The organism is Erythrobacter aureus (assembly GCF_003355455.1).
GTDB lineage: Bacteria > Pseudomonadota > Alphaproteobacteria > Sphingomonadales > Sphingomonadaceae > Qipengyuania > Qipengyuania aurea.
The window spans coordinates 377,181-392,268 of sequence record NZ_CP031358.1 but is presented as its reverse complement, the minus strand read 5'-3'; the positions used below and the strand labels follow the sequence as shown (position 1 = coordinate 392,268).

Genomic DNA, 15,088 nt, shown 5'->3' with positions numbered 1-15,088 from the left:
GATCAGCCGACGCGGCCCAGACGGTCGATTGCGCGCTTGCGCATTTCGCCCACGCTTTCCGTCATATTGATCCCGGTCTGGTAAGCCCGCTGGATCTCGATCATGTTCGTGGTTTCGCGGATTGCCTGAACATTGGAGCCTTCAACGCCGCCAGAACGCAGCTTGGTCTCCTCTGCCCCAAGCACACGCCCCAGGGCGCCCGCATAGGTGTTGTCGCCGCGAGGCGTCAGGTTTGTTTCGTCGTCGAAGACCGTCACAGCCAGCCGTCCGACGACATCTTCACCAGCCATCACAGAGCCGTCCGCTGCAATCGAAAGCTGCGCACTCTGCTCAGGTGGCACATTGATCCGCTGACCGGCCTCGTCGAGAAGCGGCTGGCCTCCCGGCGTCGCCAAGTCTCCATTCTCGAGAACGTGGACGAAGCCTGCTCGCGTGTAAGCCGTATCACCGTTCGGCAGCTCCACGCCGAGATAGCCCGGCCCTTCAATCATAACGTCGAGAGGATTGCCTGTCGGCTGGAAGGCCCCGTCGCTCATGTCGTGGATTGCCCGGAAATCCAGAACGAAGGACGTTTCCTTCGCATCATCCACGAGCGCACTATCAGCACGCTCTACGAACTCGTGGAAGACAGGCCGCTCCGCCTTGAAGCCAACCGTCGATAAGTTCGCCATGTTGTTCGCAACGACATCCATCCGGCGCCGTAGCGCCTGGCTATGACTCAGCAGCACAAATCCTGAATTATCCATTCTGAAGTCCGTTCGAAATCTGAATTGAGCTCAAAAAAAATCTCGCACTCGGCAATTTTTGCCGGGCGCCTCCCCTATAATAGGAGAAAATCGCCTCTTTCGGGGCGCGACCTAAGATTTTTCATCGGAGACGATTCCAAGTGAGCGAAGAAACCCACCTCACCGAGGCTGCCGAGCAGGAAGCACTTCCTGCCCCCGCCGCCTCCAAGAAGAAAAAGATCCTCATTGCGGCTAGCGCACTCCTGCTGACGGCTGGTGGCGCGGGGGCATTCCTCTTCATGGGAGGTGATGAAGTTCGCGCAGAGGAAGAGGCCGCTACCGATAGCGTCGAGGTGGGCTTCGTCGAAGTGCCGCCCATGGTCGTCAATCTGCGCACCAGCGGTGGTCAACCCCGCTTCCTCAAGGTCCACTTCCTTATCGTTCCGACGAGCGCATCCAAGAAAACTGAGATCGAAGCCAAACTTCCGCTCATCATCGACCGCTTCCAGCCTTTCCTTCGTGAACTGCGACCTGAAGACCTTTCTGGCTCGGCCGCAGTCTATCGCATCAAGGAAGAGATGATGGTTCGCGCTGGAAAAATCGTAGGCGATGCGGCGATCCGCGACATCCTCATCCAGGACCTCGTCGAGAAATGAGCGAGCCGAGCACCATGGACAAGCAGCAGGCTTCCGGCCTTCGCTCTCTCATCGACTCGCGCGTGATCAACCACGAACGCCTACCTATGCTTGAGGTCGTGTGTGAACGGATGGTTCGCACCTTCTCGACCAGCATGCGCAACCTCATCTCGGACGGCATTGAAGTCACGCTTCAGGATATGCAGTCCGTGCGCTTCGATAGTTATATGAGCGGCCTTCTCGATCCTTCGATGATTGCCGTCTTCAAGGTCCCCGCATGGCGCGACTATGGACTGGTCGTTGTTGACCAGAACTTGATCTACGCAATCGTAGACGCACTTCTCGGCGGCCGGCGCGGCGGCGCTTCCAACCGCATCGAAGCGCGCAAGTTCACCCCCATCGAAACCAACCTCGTTTCGAAGATGGTCGAACTGATGCTCAACGATCTCAGCGCGGCATTCCAGCCTATCGCTCCTGTCTCCATCGAGATGGAGCGCGTCGAAACAAGCCCGCGGTTTGCTGCGATCGCTGGCCCGACCAACATCTGTACCACCGCGAAATTCAATATCGACATGGACGGCCGCGGCGGTGCATTCACCGTTCTGCTTCCCTCCGCGCTGCTTGAGCCCATCCGTGGCAAGCTCACCCAGCGCTTCATGGGCGAGAAGCTTGGCGGCGACACCACATGGCAAGACCACATGGAGTCGGAAATACGTCAGACTGAGCTCGAGCTGTCCGCCATTCTCGGCGAAATTGAACTCGGGCTCGGCTCGGTACGCAATCTCCAGGTCGGACAAACTCTGACCTTGGACACCTCACCAGACACTCCGATCGATGTGCAGTGCGGCGGCGTAAGCCTCGGCCGCGCTCACATGGGTCGGGAACGACATCACATCGCAATCAGCATGATTGACGGAATTGAACGGGGACAAAACTAATGGAAATCAGCATCAGCACCATCAGCCAGATCTGCCTTGGCATACTCTGCTTTGCCGTCATGGTGCAGTGCGTGCGTCTCGACCGCGCTCTGAAAGGCATCAACAGTCCGCAGATGAGCGCGAACGTCAAAGCGCTCGATGCCTCGACTGATCGCGCTCGTGCAGTCCTAACCGAACTCAAGCGCACCCTTTCGACCGATGGTGTTGCCTGTGCCAAGGCTGTCACCGACGCTAAAGAAGCCAGCGACGAGCTTGCACTGATGGTCAAGATCGGCTCGACAATGGCCGACCGACTGGTCCAGGCTGCCGAAGCGGCGCCCAAGGCCGCAGCGGAACCGCCCGCGGAAAAGAAGGCGCCTGCAAAGAAGAAAGCTGCAGCCAAGACGGCCTCGACGCGCAAGAAGCCTGCTGCCAAGAAGCCTGCTGCCAAGAAGCCTGCCGCCAAAAAGGCCGCGCCGAAGAAGGCCGCAGCCAAGAAGCCGGCTGCGCCGCGACGCAAGGCCAGCACCAAGGTTGCAGATGCTACCGCTAAGGACATCAAGGTCCCGACCAAGCCCCTTCCCGGTCAGCGCACCCTCCGGCTCGTCGGCAAGGATGAAACCGCTGAAGAACAGGCTGCTGCAGCATGAGCTTGAAACCTTCTCTCCTGAGCGTAACCGCGACAGTCGCTGCAATCACAATGGCGACCAGCACCATAAGCGGTGTCGCGGCAGCTGCCGATCAGACGGCCCCCGAGAAGCCGCCCGTCACTCGCCTGGGCTCCGCCATCGAAAGCGACCTAGCGCAACGCGACGAGGCCGATGCTGCGCGCCAGCGCAAAATGGACCTTCAAGAGCAGGCCCTGCAGGCGTCCCAGAAACGCCTCGACGCAGACCTTCAAGAGGAGCAAAGCTCCTCCGACGGCAGCTCTAGTGGGGACTCCACCAAGCAAGGCGAGAAATCCGGCACGGTCGAAGATGACACCGCCGACCAGCTCGCTCGAATCTATCAGGGCATGAAGGCCAAAAAGGCTGCGCCTGTCTTCGAGAAGCTCGATCTCGAGTTGCAGATCGCCATCGCGCGCAAGATGCGTGAACGGAACACCGGGCTTATCCTCGCCGAAATGTCGCCGAACGCTGCAGCGCGCCTGAGCATGGCTCTGGCCGGTCGAAAGGCCAGCCCGACTAAGTAATGGGTCCTGACGGCGCGGTCACGTAGACCGCGCCGTCACCTCAACCAGCAAAACTCTTTCCACCTCTGGCGAATGCTCCTGCAGGGACGCATCAAGGCTCTCCGCAAGCTCTTGTGCATCGACAGCCAGAAACGGTGCAGCTGAAATCCTTGAAAACTCAGCGCCGACAGCAAGCGCTTCTGACCTCAAGATGGGAAGTCGTTCGCTGAGATGCTGCGCCGCCTCTTCGTCAGTTGCCTCGAGGACGATCTTAAAACGCAGTGCGCCATTCACATTCCCCGCATCCACGATCGGAATCGAAATCATATCCATCGGGACGAACGCCAAGCTGGAGTCATACCGATCTTCAGATGCTTGAGCTCCGCCCAGGGGCAAAGCGGCCAACAGCGCGACACTGATCAAAAAACGCTTTCGCATATCGGCCACCAATTTCCTTCGCATCTCGAAAAACTATCACAAGGGCGCAATCGGAGCCCTCATCCATCCTATAATAGAGGATATTTCGAAAAGGATTGAGCATGAGCCGCGATCAGAGGCCCGGAAAGATAAAATTGGTCAGCACTGCGGCTGGTCACGCCCCTCATCACGAGAGGTTCGAAGAAGGCCACGAAGATCCAGCCACAGCTATCGAAGCGCAATCAGAGATCAACGCATCTCCTCAAGCTGGATTCCTGCTCCCCGTCCTGTTTCTGATCAGCTGCGCTATCGGCGGCGCCTGCGCTGTGTACCTCTCTCCGATGATCGGATGATCGCCATGTATCGCACAAGACTAACCGCCATTTCTGGCCTTCTGCTCGCCTCCGCTGCTTACGCAACCGATACACCTCCGACGGAAGCCCCGCCGGTTGCACTGCCCGGCTTCAGCGCGTCACTTGCAAACGCCCCCATGATCGACGGTGGCGATGCATGGGCCAAAACGGATTACTATGAGGCCTTAGCCTCAATCTCGAAAAGCAACGCCCAGAACCGTCAGGCCGCACGCTGGGTTTATGCCAGCAGCCTTGTCGGCCGCGAGGAGTTCTCCGAAGCCCTCGGCGTCCTGACCGTAATGGGGCAGGACGATCCTGATCTCGAGCTCGTTCCTGCATATCAGCTCGCCATAGGCGCCTCTCTCACCGGGCTGGGTCGGACCTCTGAGGCTCTCAAAGCCCTCTCCGGTGAGAGCCTCATCCGAAACCCAGAAGCTTGCGCATGGCGCATGAGGGCTTTGGGCGAGGCTGGCTTCGCAAGCGATGCGCTCATCCAGTGGGGATGCGCCAAAACGGCCGTGAGCGACCGCTCAGCAAAGGACCGAACTCCATTCCTTCACGCCATAGCCAAGGCAGCGCTGATCTCCGATAAACCAGCCAAGGCCCTCAAGCTTGTCAATTCTCTTCCAGATTCGGATCCTGCCGCCAACCTGCTCCGCGGCCAGGCGCACCTCGATCTCGGACAAGAGCAGGAGGCTAGACTGCGCCTGAAGCGCGTTGCTGACAACGGCAGCCCACTGCAGACCGCAAATGCAGAGCTCACCATGCTTGAATGGCGTGCAGACCAAAAGCGTGGAACTCCGCAGCAGCTACTCGAAAAGCTTGACCAGATCAGCTTCGGCTGGCGCGGTGGAGAACTGGAAGAGCGCGCTCTCCGGCTCCGATACAAGCTCGCCGGCGATATCAGCGACGACCACGCGTCCCTCGAAGCTGGCGCGACAATCCTGCGCTACTTCCCTGAAGCTGGAGGCGGCGCAGAGATACTCACCTCTCTGCAGCGCCGCTTATCAGAAGCTCTCGATCCCGAAAGCGACACTCCCCTTCCCGAAGCGGCTGGTCTGTTCTGGGACTATCGAGATCTCGCTCCGGCCGGCGCCACCGGCGACCTCATGGTCAATCAGCTGGCAGACAGGCTCCAGACTGCCCGGCTCTACAAGCGCGCTGCTGAGCTCCTCAATTATCAGCTGACAACCCGGCTAAAGGATGAGGCCCAAGGGCCCACTTCGGTCCGAGTAGCCCGCCTCTACATTCTCGCAGGAAATCCCGACCAGGCGCTGGAAGCGATCCGCGCCACAGGACGAAATGTCTACCCCAACGAAACGCGCTGGGCGCGCAGGCGTGTCGAGGCCGTTGCTCTCAACCATCTCGGCAAAACCGAAGAGGCCCTTGCTGCCCTCGAGGACGTGCCGAGCAGCGAGGGTATCCGTTCAGAAATCGAATGGCGGAGGCGCAACTGGAAGGCCCTGGCTGACGACGGCGTCATCGCCCTCCCCAAGGCCAAAACACTTAGCGCGATCGACCAGACCCTCGTCCTCCGACACGCCGTTTCACTGGCGATGCTCGGCCGCGAGGAGGATTTGGGCAAGCTTCGCGCCCGCTACCAGGCGAGCTTCAAGAATGCCTCGACCGCACCAGCATTCGACCTGCTCACAAGTCCTGTATCGGACCTCAAGCCCAATGCAGTTGCAGAGGCAATGGCTTCGATCCCCACAGCCAGTCCGGCTGGCGATCTCGCAGACCTCATAGCAACCGACCCAGTCGTTGCCCGCAAAGCAAGCAGCTGAGCTGCCTCTTTCGATTGTCGAGAAATTGCCGAGGGCTATCGCCCTCGGCTAAAAATCAGAGATAATTCGTCAGGCTCAATGACGAGAGGCGAGCAAAAACCGAATAGCTTGCCTGGAGCGAAGCCTGATGCTTCGCAAGATCGGTCGCGACCTTGCCGAGGTCGGCGTCCTCGCTTTCCGAGATAATGCGCTCAAATACCAGCGAACGCTTTTCAGCCGCCTCCGTGATCGCATCGAGCTTCGCCATCTTTCGGCCGTTCTCGCCATTCACGTTGCGGAGTTTGCCCAGACCATCGTCGAGCTGCTCCAAAGCCGTTCTGATCGCAGTCTTGTTCCCCCAGGTCATCTCGCCATCCTTGAACGGGGCAGCTTGCGAAAGCGTCCTGAAAGCGTCGTAGATCTGCTCGCCAGCTTCCCGCGCCCCGATCCCGAACGTCATGGTGTGGTTTTCACCAATCGTTGCCTTTGCCTGGTTTCCATCGCTGCGGAACGCATTCACGGTCGGATTCCACTGAGCCGCCTGGAAATCCTTCGGCATGAAGGGCTTCACCTCTGAGCTTGACCCGCCGAAGAGATAGACGCCTCCCTCGTCGGCATTCAGGCTATCGCGGAAACGCTCAAATGCGCCTTCGAATGCCTCCTGCAGACCGGTCCCATCTTCATTCCCGAGCGCGGTAAGCATCTGCGTGCGCATCTCGGTCAGCTGGTTGTCCATGTTCGTCAGATGGGTGTCGTAAAGACCCAGCGTCGTTTCGACATGCTTCGACACCTGCATTTCCGCCTTGTGGCGCGAAAGCATCGAATGAGCCGAGATCGAACGAACTGCATTCGACCCAAGATCTGCATAGGAGTGAACACGCCGGCCCGTAGCCAGATCTTGCTGGGTTTCACCCAGTCTCGACTGCGACCTCTGGATTCCATCCGTCATGATCCGTTGCAGCGGGATTGTTGCTATCCTGTCCATTTCAATACCTTTCAGCGGACCATATCGAGAAGCGTGTCGTACATCTTCGTCGCGGTCGTCAGCACACGCGCCGACGCCGAATAGCTGTTCTGGAGAACCACCATCTGCGAGAGCTCTTCGTCCAGATTGACGCCGGCGAAACTATCGCGCCGGTTCACGGCATCGTCGCGACGGGCTGACGCCTCCGCGAGCACGTCCTTCGCCTGAGCAGCATCGGCGCCCGCAGCGCCCATGGCCAAGGCCGAAAAACGATCCAGTTGCGATACTCCGGCCTTGCCGAAGTCGATATCGTCGCCCAGCCTCTCGACCATCATATTCGCGATTTTGGTGTCGCCACTGCCGATGGCGCGAGCGCCAACCGTCGTGGTATCCCAAAGAACAGCAAGCGGAAGCCTGCTCGCATTGGCGGTCAGATCATCGCGGACTCCCGCGTCTGCCAGACCACTGTTCTTGCCATTCAGGCCGGATACCGACGAGAACGTCACTCCAGTTCCGAACCGATCAGTCGTATCCGCCGGGATTGAAACGCTCGCGCCTATAAAACCCTGATTGCCAGCGAAGAAAATTCGCCCACGAGGACCGATCGAGAAATTGCCGAACGCTCCCATCGGACTCGCGTTCAGATCATTGACCAAGTCGCCGAACGTCGGGCCGCCCGAGCCGTCGAGAACAGTCTTCCCTAGAAGACGTCCGGACGTATCCCGCAGTTCGAGGCTGACAGTCTCGCCCGGCCCGAAGCCATGAGGATCGGCTGCCGTAAATCCAGACGGCGTCAGCGACGAGGTCTCACTCCGGATCACATCGTTCATCCCGAAAAAGTGGGAGAACCCACTTCCGGACCGGCTGCTGCCCGGCTCGCCTTGGCCGATTGAAATCCCATCTGTGGCATTCGCCGCAGAGATGACGAGACTTCCATCTACCAGGCTGGCAGTACCCGCACCCCCAAGCCCAGCATTGATGGCTGCAATGGCATCATCGACGGTTGCGGCAGGACCGAGCGCATCGAAATCGATGTCAGCCCGTGCGACCAAAGACCCATCCGCTTCGAGCACCGCAACAGACGCATTGCCTGTAAAGCCCAGTCGATCCGAACCCACCAGACCGGTGGGCCTGCCCTCAATCGTGTTGGGAGCTGGGAATGCCGTGCCCATGTTCGAAACAGCATTCACCGTCTCTGCCAGGCCCGAGAATAGGTTGCCGAGAACATCTTCGTATTCGGGGATGGTTCCGTCCCGCAGCTCGAGCAAGCCGCCGAGTTTGCCACCCACAGCAGCAGTATCGAGCCTTTCGCCAGTTGCCGGTCCTGTAGCCCCGTCTTCACCCGCAAAACGGATTTCGATAGCGGGATATGTCGGCTGTGCCGCCGCATCCCCATTCACCGGATAGGAAAGCTCGCGAAGGCGACCGTCCACCAATGCCGCACCATTCGCAGCATCGATATTGATCTTCCCGCTGGGCTGCTCGCGCGTCGTGATCTTAACCAGCCCGCTAAGCTCTTCTATGGCCGACATCCGCTGGCCTTCACTGCCCGCTGAGCTGCGGCCGAGAGCCTGCTGCCGTGCGACTTCGTCGTTCAGCGTGTGAATTCGCTTCAGGAGGCTGTTGATTTGATCGACAGTCTCCCCGACTTCCGCTTCGACGTTGCCTCGGAGAATATCGAGATCGCTGCCGATCTGCTGCATTGTTCGAACAGCGCCATCGACGTCAGCAATGAAATTTGCGGCAAGCTGCGGAGACCGCTGTGCACCGGTCATCTCAATCGCCGAAGCGGTGATCGAGTCCAGTCGCGCCGGAAGACCCGAAGGTGCGCCTGGTTCTCCGAGCAAAGCCTGCATCCGGTCGAGATAGCTGGCGGTCACATCTGCGCGGCCAATATCGCCTGAGCGCAGATACACTGATTGCTCAAGGAACCGGTCAGCAACGCGAGAGGATTCTCCCACTCGCACGCCGGTCCCACGACCTGCGGTTACATCGCTATACTGGTCGACCCTTTCACGGGCATAGCCCTCGGTACCGACATTGGCGATGTTGTTCGCATTGGCCCGCAGTCCGGCCTGAGCAGCGCTCAAGCCGGACTTCGCGACATTCATAATTTCACTCAGAGACATCAGGTCACTGTCCTACCGGAGGATGCGCTTAGCGCTTCATGTTGCTCGTTTCCTGCATCATCTCGTCGACCGTCGTGATGATCTTCGAGGACGCGCCGTAAGCGCGCTGGAACTTGATCATGTTGGTGAATTCGGTTGCGAGATCGACGTTCGAAGCTTCGAGCGTACCAGCCGCGATGCTGCCGCCGCCGAGTTCGCCCGGACGATTGATCGCCGCAAAGCCCGAATCCTTCGAAAGGGCATAGGCATTGCCGTTCAGCGGTTCGAGGCCGTCCGGATTGACGAAGGTCGCAACCGGCAGCTGGTAGATCGCCTTCGCGGTGCCGTCTTCGAAGATCGCGCTGACGATGCCGTCCTCGCTCACTTCCACCGACGAGAGATTGCCGAGAAGGCCGCCATCGCTGTCGGACGAAATCAGACCCGAAGCGCTCGCGTACGAAGTGAGACCGTCCGTCATGTCCTGCGAGCCGAGGCCCAACGAGATCGGTTCGGAACCCGCCCCGTTGGCCCAGGTCAGATTGATCGGCGTGAACAGCGCTGGATCCGAACTTGCAACGTCGAGCGAGCCGTCCGGATTGAAGATCACCTGCCCGCTCTTCAGCAGACCGTCCGCCGAGCCGTTGATTTCCGCGGGATCGCCGTAGACTTCCATCTGCCACATGTTCGCGCTGGTCTTCACGAAGCCCATCGTCAGCTGGTGGGCATTGCCCTGCTCGTCATATACTTCGAAGGTCCGCGAGAACTGCGGCTCCTTCACGCCATTCGCCAGGTCGCCGACCACATACGGAGCGCCGCCGTGATACGGCGTGGTCGACTGGAGATTGATTTTCGCGTTGAGGAAGGTGGTTGCACTGGCCGTTCCCGAGAGGCCAGTGATATTGACCGTTTCGAGGCTGTTCGTGCCGCCGGTGTTGAGGAACTCGCCGTTGTCATCGAGTGCCCAGCCCTGAAGGTAGTAGCCGCCGGTGTTGCGCAGGTTCCCGTCTTCATCGGGGCGGAAGGCGCCGGCGCGGGTGAAGCTGACCGGTGCGTCCGCGTCGGTGCCCGAACGCGTGACGAAGAAACCGTTTCCGTTGATGCCGAGATCTGTCTGGCTGGTGCCGACCTGGAGCATGCCCTGCTTCGAGATGGTCATGCGCGGAGCCGAGCGAACGCCGCCTGCCGCATAGCTGCCGGCAACGCCGCCATCGGTGACCATCGAGCTGAAGTCTGCTTCGGCGCCCTTGTAGCCGACCGTGCTGACGTTGCTGATGTTATCTGCCACCACTGCCATTGCACTGGAGTGGGCCATGAGGCCGGACACGCCGGCATTGAGAGCTGAATTGAGGCTCACGTAGTTTTCTCCTGCTTCACGGGTGGCACACGCCATTCCCAAAACATCAATTGTAGAGGGTTGAAGGGGAAGGATTTTCAATTTGGGGAAATTTTTTTCCTAAATCCGTCTGAGGCGGCCTTTCGGCCTCCTATAATGAGAGCACACAACAACCAGGGATCACCAAATGCTACGCATCTCTCTCAAGGATCAGGAAAAGATCATCATCAACGGAGCGATCATCCGCTCCGCTGGGAAATCGACCCTAATGGTCGAGAACCGCTGCACCATCCTGCGCGGCAAGGACATCATGGAGCCCGAGGAAGCGAATACGCCGACCAAGCGGCTCTACTTCGCCTGCATGATGGCCTACCTCGATCCGGAAAATCGCGAGCAGCATCAGGATTCCATCCTCGATCTCTACCAGCCGCTGATGGGCATCTTCCAGTCGGGCGAGCCCCAGGTCAATCTCATCGAGATCGGCAAGGCCCTTGCCATTTCCGACTTCTACAAGGCTCTCACCGAGTGCCGCCAGCTCATCGACTACGAAGCCGAAGCGATGAATCGCGCCGCTCCGGCCGACGCCGACTAAGCCTTCCATGCAGACCCTCACTTCCGCGGCTCGCGCTATCGGCGCGATCAGTCCCGACCGGCACTTCGGTAAGGTCGCCGCCGTGCGCGGTGCGCTTATTGAGGTTGAGGGCCTGCTAGGTTCTGCGCGCATAGGCTCGCAGGTCACCATCGAGGCTGCGGACGGGCCAGTTGAGGCAGAAGTCACCGGCCTGGACCGTGACGTAGCTCACTGCCTGCCTTTCAGTGATCCCAGAGGAGTAGCCTCTGGCGCTCTTGCTCATTTGGCAATGGGTCAATCGGTTCTGCGCCCTTCGCGCGGCTGGCTTGGCCGCGTTGTCGATGGCCTCGGACGCCCGATTGATGGGAAAGGTCCTCTGTCCATTGGCCAAGAGGCTTGCCCGATCAAGGGTGAGCCACCTGCGGCCGTTACTCGCAGCCGCGTCGGCCCCAGGGTCGAAACGGGAGTGCGTGCGCTCGATATCTTCGCCCCTCTGTGCAAAGGCCAGAGGCTCGGTCTCTTCGCCGGTTCTGGCGTTGGCAAATCTACCCTGATGTCCATGCTGACACGCTGGACGGATTGTGACGTTGCCGTCATCGGCCTGATTGGTGAGCGAGGTCGCGAGGTTCAGGAGTTCATCGAAGATAACCTCGGGCCCGAAGGCTTGGCTCGAAGCGTTGTCGTCGTCGCGACTTCCGATTCCCCTGCCCTTATGCGCCGCCAGGCAGCATGGACAACAATGGCTATCTCCGAGCACTTCCGCGACGAGGGCAAGCACGTCCTCTGCATGATGGACTCGGTAACGCGCTTCGCTATGGCTCAGCGCGAGATTGGTCTCGCCAATGGCGAACCGCCGGCCACCAAGGGATACACTCCCACAGTCTTCGCCGAGCTTCCCCGCCTACTGGAACGCGCTGGCCCAGGCGGCCCGGGACAAGGCTCGATCACAGGTATTTTCAGCGTGCTCGTTGATGGAGACGATCACGACGAGCCTATTGCAGATGCCGTCCGAGGCATTCTCGACGGTCACATCGTCCTGTCTCGAAAGATCGGCGAGCGCGGGCGCTTCCCTGCGATCGACTTGCTCAAGTCCGTCTCTCGCATGCTTCCCGAATGCCACAGCGAGGAAGAGAACGCGGTAAGGCTCGCTGCCAGCGCTCTTCTCTCGACTTACACGGACATGGAAGAACTCGTTCGCCTCGGAGCCTACAAGGACGGGTCGGACCCGGCAGTTGATCGCGCCGTGCGCATCGCTCCAGCCATCGAAGAACTTCTCAAGCAGACCAAGCGTGACCGCGGCGAAACGAAATCTGACTTCGCTCAGCTTGCCGCTCTCATGGAGACACCTGAATGAAGACCCCGTACGATCCGGTTGTGCGCGTAAAGCAGCACGAACTCGACGAAGTCCGCGTCCAGATCGGCGCTGAGAATGCTCGTCTCAGCGAGCTGGAAGCCGCTGACCGCAAGCTCGAAGCTGAAATGGGATGCCAGTCCACCTCCTCAGAGATGGATGCACTCTTCCCCCGTCACACCTTCATTCGGCGCAAGGCCGCTGAGCGCAAGAGCATCTCCGAACAACGCGCTGAATCCATGAAGCGCGTCGAAGATCTTCGGGGCCATGCTGCTGAACGCTACGGATCTCTTCGCGCAGTCGAAACCGCCGCCGAGCGCTATCGCTCCGACGCCGTCCGCGCCCATAAGCGCGAAGAGCAGATGGATGCAGACGAGATCGGTTCTGCTCGCTTTGCTCGTCAGATCAGCGTCGATCGCCGCGCTGCTGCGGGAGCTCGCTGATGTCCGGCATCGAATTCAACCGTCTGAGCCCTGAAGCTCGCGCGCAAGTCATCTATTCCCAGGCAAAATCCGAGATAAACGACAAGCTTTGGGAAGCTGCTATCGGCGGCTCCCGTGACGATGACGACCACAAGAAGGGCATGGACCCATTCGGCCGCCAGTCGTCGCTTGCGGGAATGCTCCCTTCACTCGGGCGACCTGCCTCGCCTGCAGGGATGTTCCACGGTCCCCATATCCCCGTCGCGGGTATGTGCGACACGCCCTCCGTCATTCCAGCAATCCAGCCGCAGGCACCGATTGCGCCGGCTGACGATATCGACGCCAAGGTTGGCGGGCTTGGCCCCAACGCGATTCATGCCCCTGCACTCGAACGGGCTGCACAGCGAAGCGGCATCCCTTCCCCTGCCCTGGCTGCCATCGTCGACGCAGAAGCCGCGAAGCGGCCTGATGGCGCATGGAACCCTCACTCGCGGAATCCTCGCTCCAGCGCCGCTGGTCTCGGCCAGTTCCTATCTGGAACATGGGTTGATATGGCGGAGCGCCCCGGAACCTGGCTGAATGAACATGCCCAGTCCAAAGGATGGCTCAATGCCAAGGGCGAGGTCACGCGAGCGAACCGCAGTGCGCTTCTCTCCCTGCGCTACGATCCCGAAGCGTCAATCAACACCACTGCGGACTACGCCCGAGGGAATATCGATCATCTTCGTCGTTCGGGGATTCGCGTGGGCGACACCCCATCCGAATTCGCTCGAGCTGCGTATCTGGGCCACCATCTGGGACCGGGCGATGCCGTTCGTTTCCTCGGCGGCGGACTAAGCCCAAGCCGCGCAGAGACGCTCCTGAAGGCACAGATCGGCTCCCGAAAGGCCACGAACCAAATCCAGAGCACTGGGTGCGCAGCGACCGCGCATCGCAAATGGCTCAACGGCTACATCTCCTCGCACATCCAGCCCGACAAGTTTTCCGAATCAACGCGAGCTGCGTGAGGATATTTTTCCATTTCTCGGGAACTTTTTTCCCGTTTCTGGAAAAATAATCGGAAAAATCCTCTACAATGTTTTTGGCCTGCAAAAATTTTGCTGGACAGCCCAACGCCTAGAATTCTGCGCTTTCTGGATGTTTTTCCAACCCGCGAGGGTCTTTCTGGAACTTTACCCTCCGGAAAAATACAGTGCAGGATAATTGCATTCTCTTTATAGTCGGCCTCCTACCGGTTCCAGCTTCCGGTTTCAGAATGCCGAATTTAGGGGGAAATTGATGTCCAAGACCACTGATGCACTAGAAGTCGCTGTTGCAGAGGTGATCGCAAATCGGCCTGCGGAGGGTGAACGTCCCACTCCGCGCCAGCGTTCCAACGAAAATAGAGCTTTCGCGCAAATCCTGAAGCTGTGTGGCCCCAGGATTCGCCACTTCATCGGCCACTATGGTCTCGTAGCTCACCGCGAAGACGCGGAGCAGGTCTGTGCTATCGCAGTTCACCGCGCCATCGAGTCATACGATCCGGAGAAGGCCAAATTCACGACCTTCGTGAACTGGCAAATTCGCGGCGAACTCCAGAGCCTTCGTTTCCGCGTCATGACCGATCAGCGTCCTTCCGCGAAAAAGGTCAACGGCCGCACCATATCCCTTCATGATGGCGCGACGGGCGCCGATGGCGAACTCACCACGCTCGAAGCCCTTATCGAAGATGAAAGCGCTCTGGGCATGACAGAGGCAGGCGCCAGCGCCCACCTCATCGAGGAAACCTCAGAAGCCCTGCTCGACGCCTATATCGACTTCGAGCGCAATTCCGGTCTCGCCCTTCTCCGCAAGCGCTACCGGTCTGAAAACCCCGCCGATGACATTCGCGGCAAACGCCCCGATCTTCCCGCCAGCTATCGCGCTCACATGGGCGGCGTCGACCAAGAAGAAATCGATGCTCTCGAAGACCGGCTGGAACTCGACCGACAGATTATCAGGCACTGCCTCTTTGAGGGCGACGTGAACCGCGCGCTTCAAATGGACGAGCAGTTGACCAAAGACCGTGTTCGCCACATCGCCCGTAAGGCTTCGAAGCGCATGGCCTCTCTCGCCCAACAAGACGATCGCTTCGCAATGCTCGCGGAACACGCAGCCTCGGCCAGCCGGAATGCGCCGAAGGGCAAGACTAAGACAGCTGCAGCCAAGAAGGCTGGTATGCTTCCTGAGACCGCCGCGCCGGCCACGACCAAGGTGGCAAAGCGTCAGGCACCTCAGCCGGTCGCGCGCGACCTCTTCCATGGAATGCAGGACCAGAAACGCGAGGGGGTGCGGCTGGCCGCATAAGCGGCGCCCCTCCCTATTATTCTTCGACCTTCA

15 protein-coding genes and 3 pseudogenes are annotated in these 15,088 nt (G+C 59.6%); 12 read left to right on the top strand and 6 right to left on the bottom strand.

Annotation, left to right across the window (positions count from 1 at the left end):
* Positions 1 to 2 precede the first annotated feature (2 nt).
* A pseudogene (locus DVR09_RS18065) lies at positions 3 to 95 on the bottom strand (flagellar biosynthesis protein FlgF); the annotation flags it as partial.
* On the opposite strand from DVR09_RS18065, the pseudogene DVR09_RS18060 reads away from it, so the two are divergent.
* Positions 66 to 188 (top strand): annotated as a pseudogene (locus DVR09_RS18060) (hypothetical protein); the annotation flags it as partial. The pseudogenes DVR09_RS18065 and DVR09_RS18060 overlap by 30 nt on opposite strands.
* Positions 189 to 344: 156 nt before the next feature.
* Here DVR09_RS18060 and DVR09_RS18005 read toward each other — a convergent pair.
* Positions 345 to 692 (bottom strand): annotated as a pseudogene (locus DVR09_RS18005) (flagellar hook-basal body complex protein); the annotation flags it as partial.
* A 194-nt stretch (positions 693 to 886) separates the two neighbouring features.
* On the opposite strand from DVR09_RS18005, the gene DVR09_RS16960 reads away from it, so the two are divergent.
* Genes DVR09_RS16960 through DVR09_RS16945 form a run of 4 tightly spaced genes read left to right on the top strand, consistent with a single transcriptional unit; the run spans position 887 to position 3,469 of the window.
* Entirely contained in the window at positions 887 to 1,381 is a 495-nt protein-coding gene (locus DVR09_RS16960; protein WP_234041638.1) for a flagellar basal body-associated FliL family protein, read from the top strand.
* 14 nt (positions 1,382 to 1,395) lie between these two features.
* Positions 1,396 to 2,298, top strand: a complete 903-nt coding sequence (fliM, locus tag DVR09_RS16955; protein ID WP_234041637.1) for a flagellar motor switch protein FliM — start codon at positions 1,396 to 1,398, stop codon at positions 2,296 to 2,298.
* Positions 2,298 to 2,927 carry a DUF6468 domain-containing protein gene (locus DVR09_RS17430; RefSeq protein WP_177822626.1) on the top strand — a complete coding sequence of 210 codons (630 nt, stop codon included), beginning with the start codon at positions 2,298 to 2,300 and terminating at the stop codon, positions 2,925 to 2,927. The genes fliM and DVR09_RS17430 overlap by 1 nt, the downstream gene beginning before the upstream one ends.
* The gene (locus tag DVR09_RS16945) at positions 2,924 to 3,469 is read left to right on the top strand and encodes a MotE family protein (protein ID WP_115418452.1); all 546 of its coding nucleotides are present in this window, start codon (positions 2,924 to 2,926) and stop codon (positions 3,467 to 3,469) included. The genes DVR09_RS17430 and DVR09_RS16945 overlap by 4 nt, the downstream gene beginning before the upstream one ends.
* A gap of 18 nt (positions 3,470 to 3,487) precedes the next feature.
* On the opposite strand, the gene DVR09_RS16940 is transcribed toward DVR09_RS16945, so the two are convergent.
* Positions 3,488 to 3,886 (bottom strand): flagellar basal body-associated FliL family protein, encoded by a 399-nt coding sequence (locus DVR09_RS16940; RefSeq protein ID WP_115418451.1) that lies wholly within the window; start codon positions 3,884 to 3,886, stop codon positions 3,488 to 3,490.
* Between the two features lie 101 nt (positions 3,887 to 3,987).
* Between DVR09_RS16940 and DVR09_RS16935 the strand changes: the two genes are divergently transcribed.
* The gene (locus DVR09_RS16935) at positions 3,988 to 4,218 is read left to right on the top strand and encodes a hypothetical protein (protein WP_115418450.1); all 231 of its coding nucleotides are present in this window, start codon (positions 3,988 to 3,990) and stop codon (positions 4,216 to 4,218) included.
* Between the two features lie 137 nt (positions 4,219 to 4,355).
* On the top strand, positions 4,356 to 6,002 hold the full coding sequence (locus DVR09_RS16930; protein ID WP_115418449.1) for a hypothetical protein: 1,647 nt from the start codon (positions 4,356 to 4,358) through the stop codon (positions 6,000 to 6,002).
* 55 nt (positions 6,003 to 6,057) lie between these two features.
* On the opposite strand, the gene DVR09_RS16925 is transcribed toward DVR09_RS16930, so the two are convergent.
* Genes DVR09_RS16925 through DVR09_RS16915 form a run of 3 tightly spaced genes read right to left on the bottom strand, consistent with a single transcriptional unit; the run spans position 6,058 to position 10,407 of the window.
* Positions 6,058 to 6,930 carry a flagellin N-terminal helical domain-containing protein gene (locus tag DVR09_RS16925; protein ID WP_234041654.1) on the bottom strand — a complete coding sequence of 291 codons (873 nt, stop codon included), beginning with the start codon at positions 6,928 to 6,930 and terminating at the stop codon, positions 6,058 to 6,060.
* Positions 6,931 to 6,977: 47 nt separating this feature from the next.
* Positions 6,978 to 9,074, bottom strand: coding sequence for a flagellar hook-associated protein FlgK (flgK, locus tag DVR09_RS16920; protein WP_115418447.1), 2,097 nt, complete (start codon positions 9,072 to 9,074; stop codon positions 6,978 to 6,980).
* Between the two features lie 28 nt (positions 9,075 to 9,102).
* Positions 9,103 to 10,407 carry a flagellar hook protein FlgE gene (locus DVR09_RS16915; protein ID WP_177822625.1) on the bottom strand — a complete coding sequence of 435 codons (1,305 nt, stop codon included), beginning with the start codon at positions 10,405 to 10,407 and terminating at the stop codon, positions 9,103 to 9,105.
* Positions 10,408 to 10,573: 166 nt separating this feature from the next.
* Between DVR09_RS16915 and DVR09_RS16910 the strand changes: the two genes are divergently transcribed.
* The 5 genes from DVR09_RS16910 to DVR09_RS16890 all read left to right on the top strand — a co-directional run bounded on the left by DVR09_RS16910 (position 10,574) and on the right by DVR09_RS16890 (position 15,055).
* Positions 10,574 to 10,978, top strand: a complete 405-nt coding sequence (locus tag DVR09_RS16910) for a flagellar biosynthesis repressor FlbT (protein ID WP_115418446.1) — start codon at positions 10,574 to 10,576, stop codon at positions 10,976 to 10,978.
* Between the two features lie 7 nt (positions 10,979 to 10,985).
* Complete coding sequence (gene fliI, locus DVR09_RS16905) at positions 10,986 to 12,311, top strand: flagellar protein export ATPase FliI (protein WP_115418445.1); 1,326 nt, start codon at positions 10,986 to 10,988, stop codon at positions 12,309 to 12,311.
* Complete coding sequence (locus tag DVR09_RS16900; protein ID WP_115418444.1) at positions 12,308 to 12,751, top strand: flagellar FliJ family protein; 444 nt, start codon at positions 12,308 to 12,310, stop codon at positions 12,749 to 12,751. The genes fliI and DVR09_RS16900 overlap by 4 nt, the downstream gene beginning before the upstream one ends.
* Complete coding sequence (locus DVR09_RS16895; RefSeq protein ID WP_115418443.1) at positions 12,751 to 13,737, top strand: peptidoglycan-binding protein; 987 nt, start codon at positions 12,751 to 12,753, stop codon at positions 13,735 to 13,737. The genes DVR09_RS16900 and DVR09_RS16895 overlap by 1 nt, the downstream gene beginning before the upstream one ends.
* Positions 13,738 to 14,008: 271 nt before the next feature.
* Positions 14,009 to 15,055, top strand: a complete 1,047-nt coding sequence (locus tag DVR09_RS16890; protein WP_115418442.1) for a sigma factor — start codon at positions 14,009 to 14,011, stop codon at positions 15,053 to 15,055.
* Positions 15,056 to 15,088: the final 33 nt, after the last annotated feature.

What these genes read in the sequence shown, in the direction of transcription:
- DVR09_RS16940 (WP_115418451.1), bottom strand. Translation starts at nt 3,886, where the DNA reads ATGCGAAAGCGTTTTTTGATCAGTGTCGCGCTGTTGGCCGCTTTGCCC.
- DVR09_RS16900 (WP_115418444.1), top strand. Translation starts at nt 12,308, where the DNA reads ATGAAGACCCCGTACGATCCGGTTGTGCGCGTAAAGCAGCACGAACTC.
- DVR09_RS16910 (WP_115418446.1), top strand. Translation starts at nt 10,574, where the DNA reads ATGCTACGCATCTCTCTCAAGGATCAGGAAAAGATCATCATCAACGGA.
- DVR09_RS16935 (WP_115418450.1), top strand. Translation starts at nt 3,988, where the DNA reads ATGAGCCGCGATCAGAGGCCCGGAAAGATAAAATTGGTCAGCACTGCG.
- DVR09_RS16930 (WP_115418449.1), top strand. Translation starts at nt 4,356, where the DNA reads ATGATCGACGGTGGCGATGCATGGGCCAAAACGGATTACTATGAGGCC.
- fliI (WP_115418445.1), top strand. Translation starts at nt 10,986, where the DNA reads ATGCAGACCCTCACTTCCGCGGCTCGCGCTATCGGCGCGATCAGTCCC.
- DVR09_RS16895 (WP_115418443.1), top strand. Translation starts at nt 12,751, where the DNA reads ATGTCCGGCATCGAATTCAACCGTCTGAGCCCTGAAGCTCGCGCGCAA.
- fliM (WP_234041637.1), top strand. Translation starts at nt 1,396, where the DNA reads ATGGACAAGCAGCAGGCTTCCGGCCTTCGCTCTCTCATCGACTCGCGC.
- DVR09_RS16945 (WP_115418452.1), top strand. Translation starts at nt 2,924, where the DNA reads ATGAGCTTGAAACCTTCTCTCCTGAGCGTAACCGCGACAGTCGCTGCA.
- flgK (WP_115418447.1), bottom strand. Translation starts at nt 9,074, where the DNA reads ATGTCTCTGAGTGAAATTATGAATGTCGCGAAGTCCGGCTTGAGCGCT.
- DVR09_RS16890 (WP_115418442.1), top strand. Translation starts at nt 14,009, where the DNA reads ATGTCCAAGACCACTGATGCACTAGAAGTCGCTGTTGCAGAGGTGATC.
- DVR09_RS17430 (WP_177822626.1), top strand. Translation starts at nt 2,298, where the DNA reads ATGGAAATCAGCATCAGCACCATCAGCCAGATCTGCCTTGGCATACTC.
- DVR09_RS16925 (WP_234041654.1), bottom strand. Translation starts at nt 6,930, where the DNA reads ATGACGGATGGAATCCAGAGGTCGCAGTCGAGACTGGGTGAAACCCAG.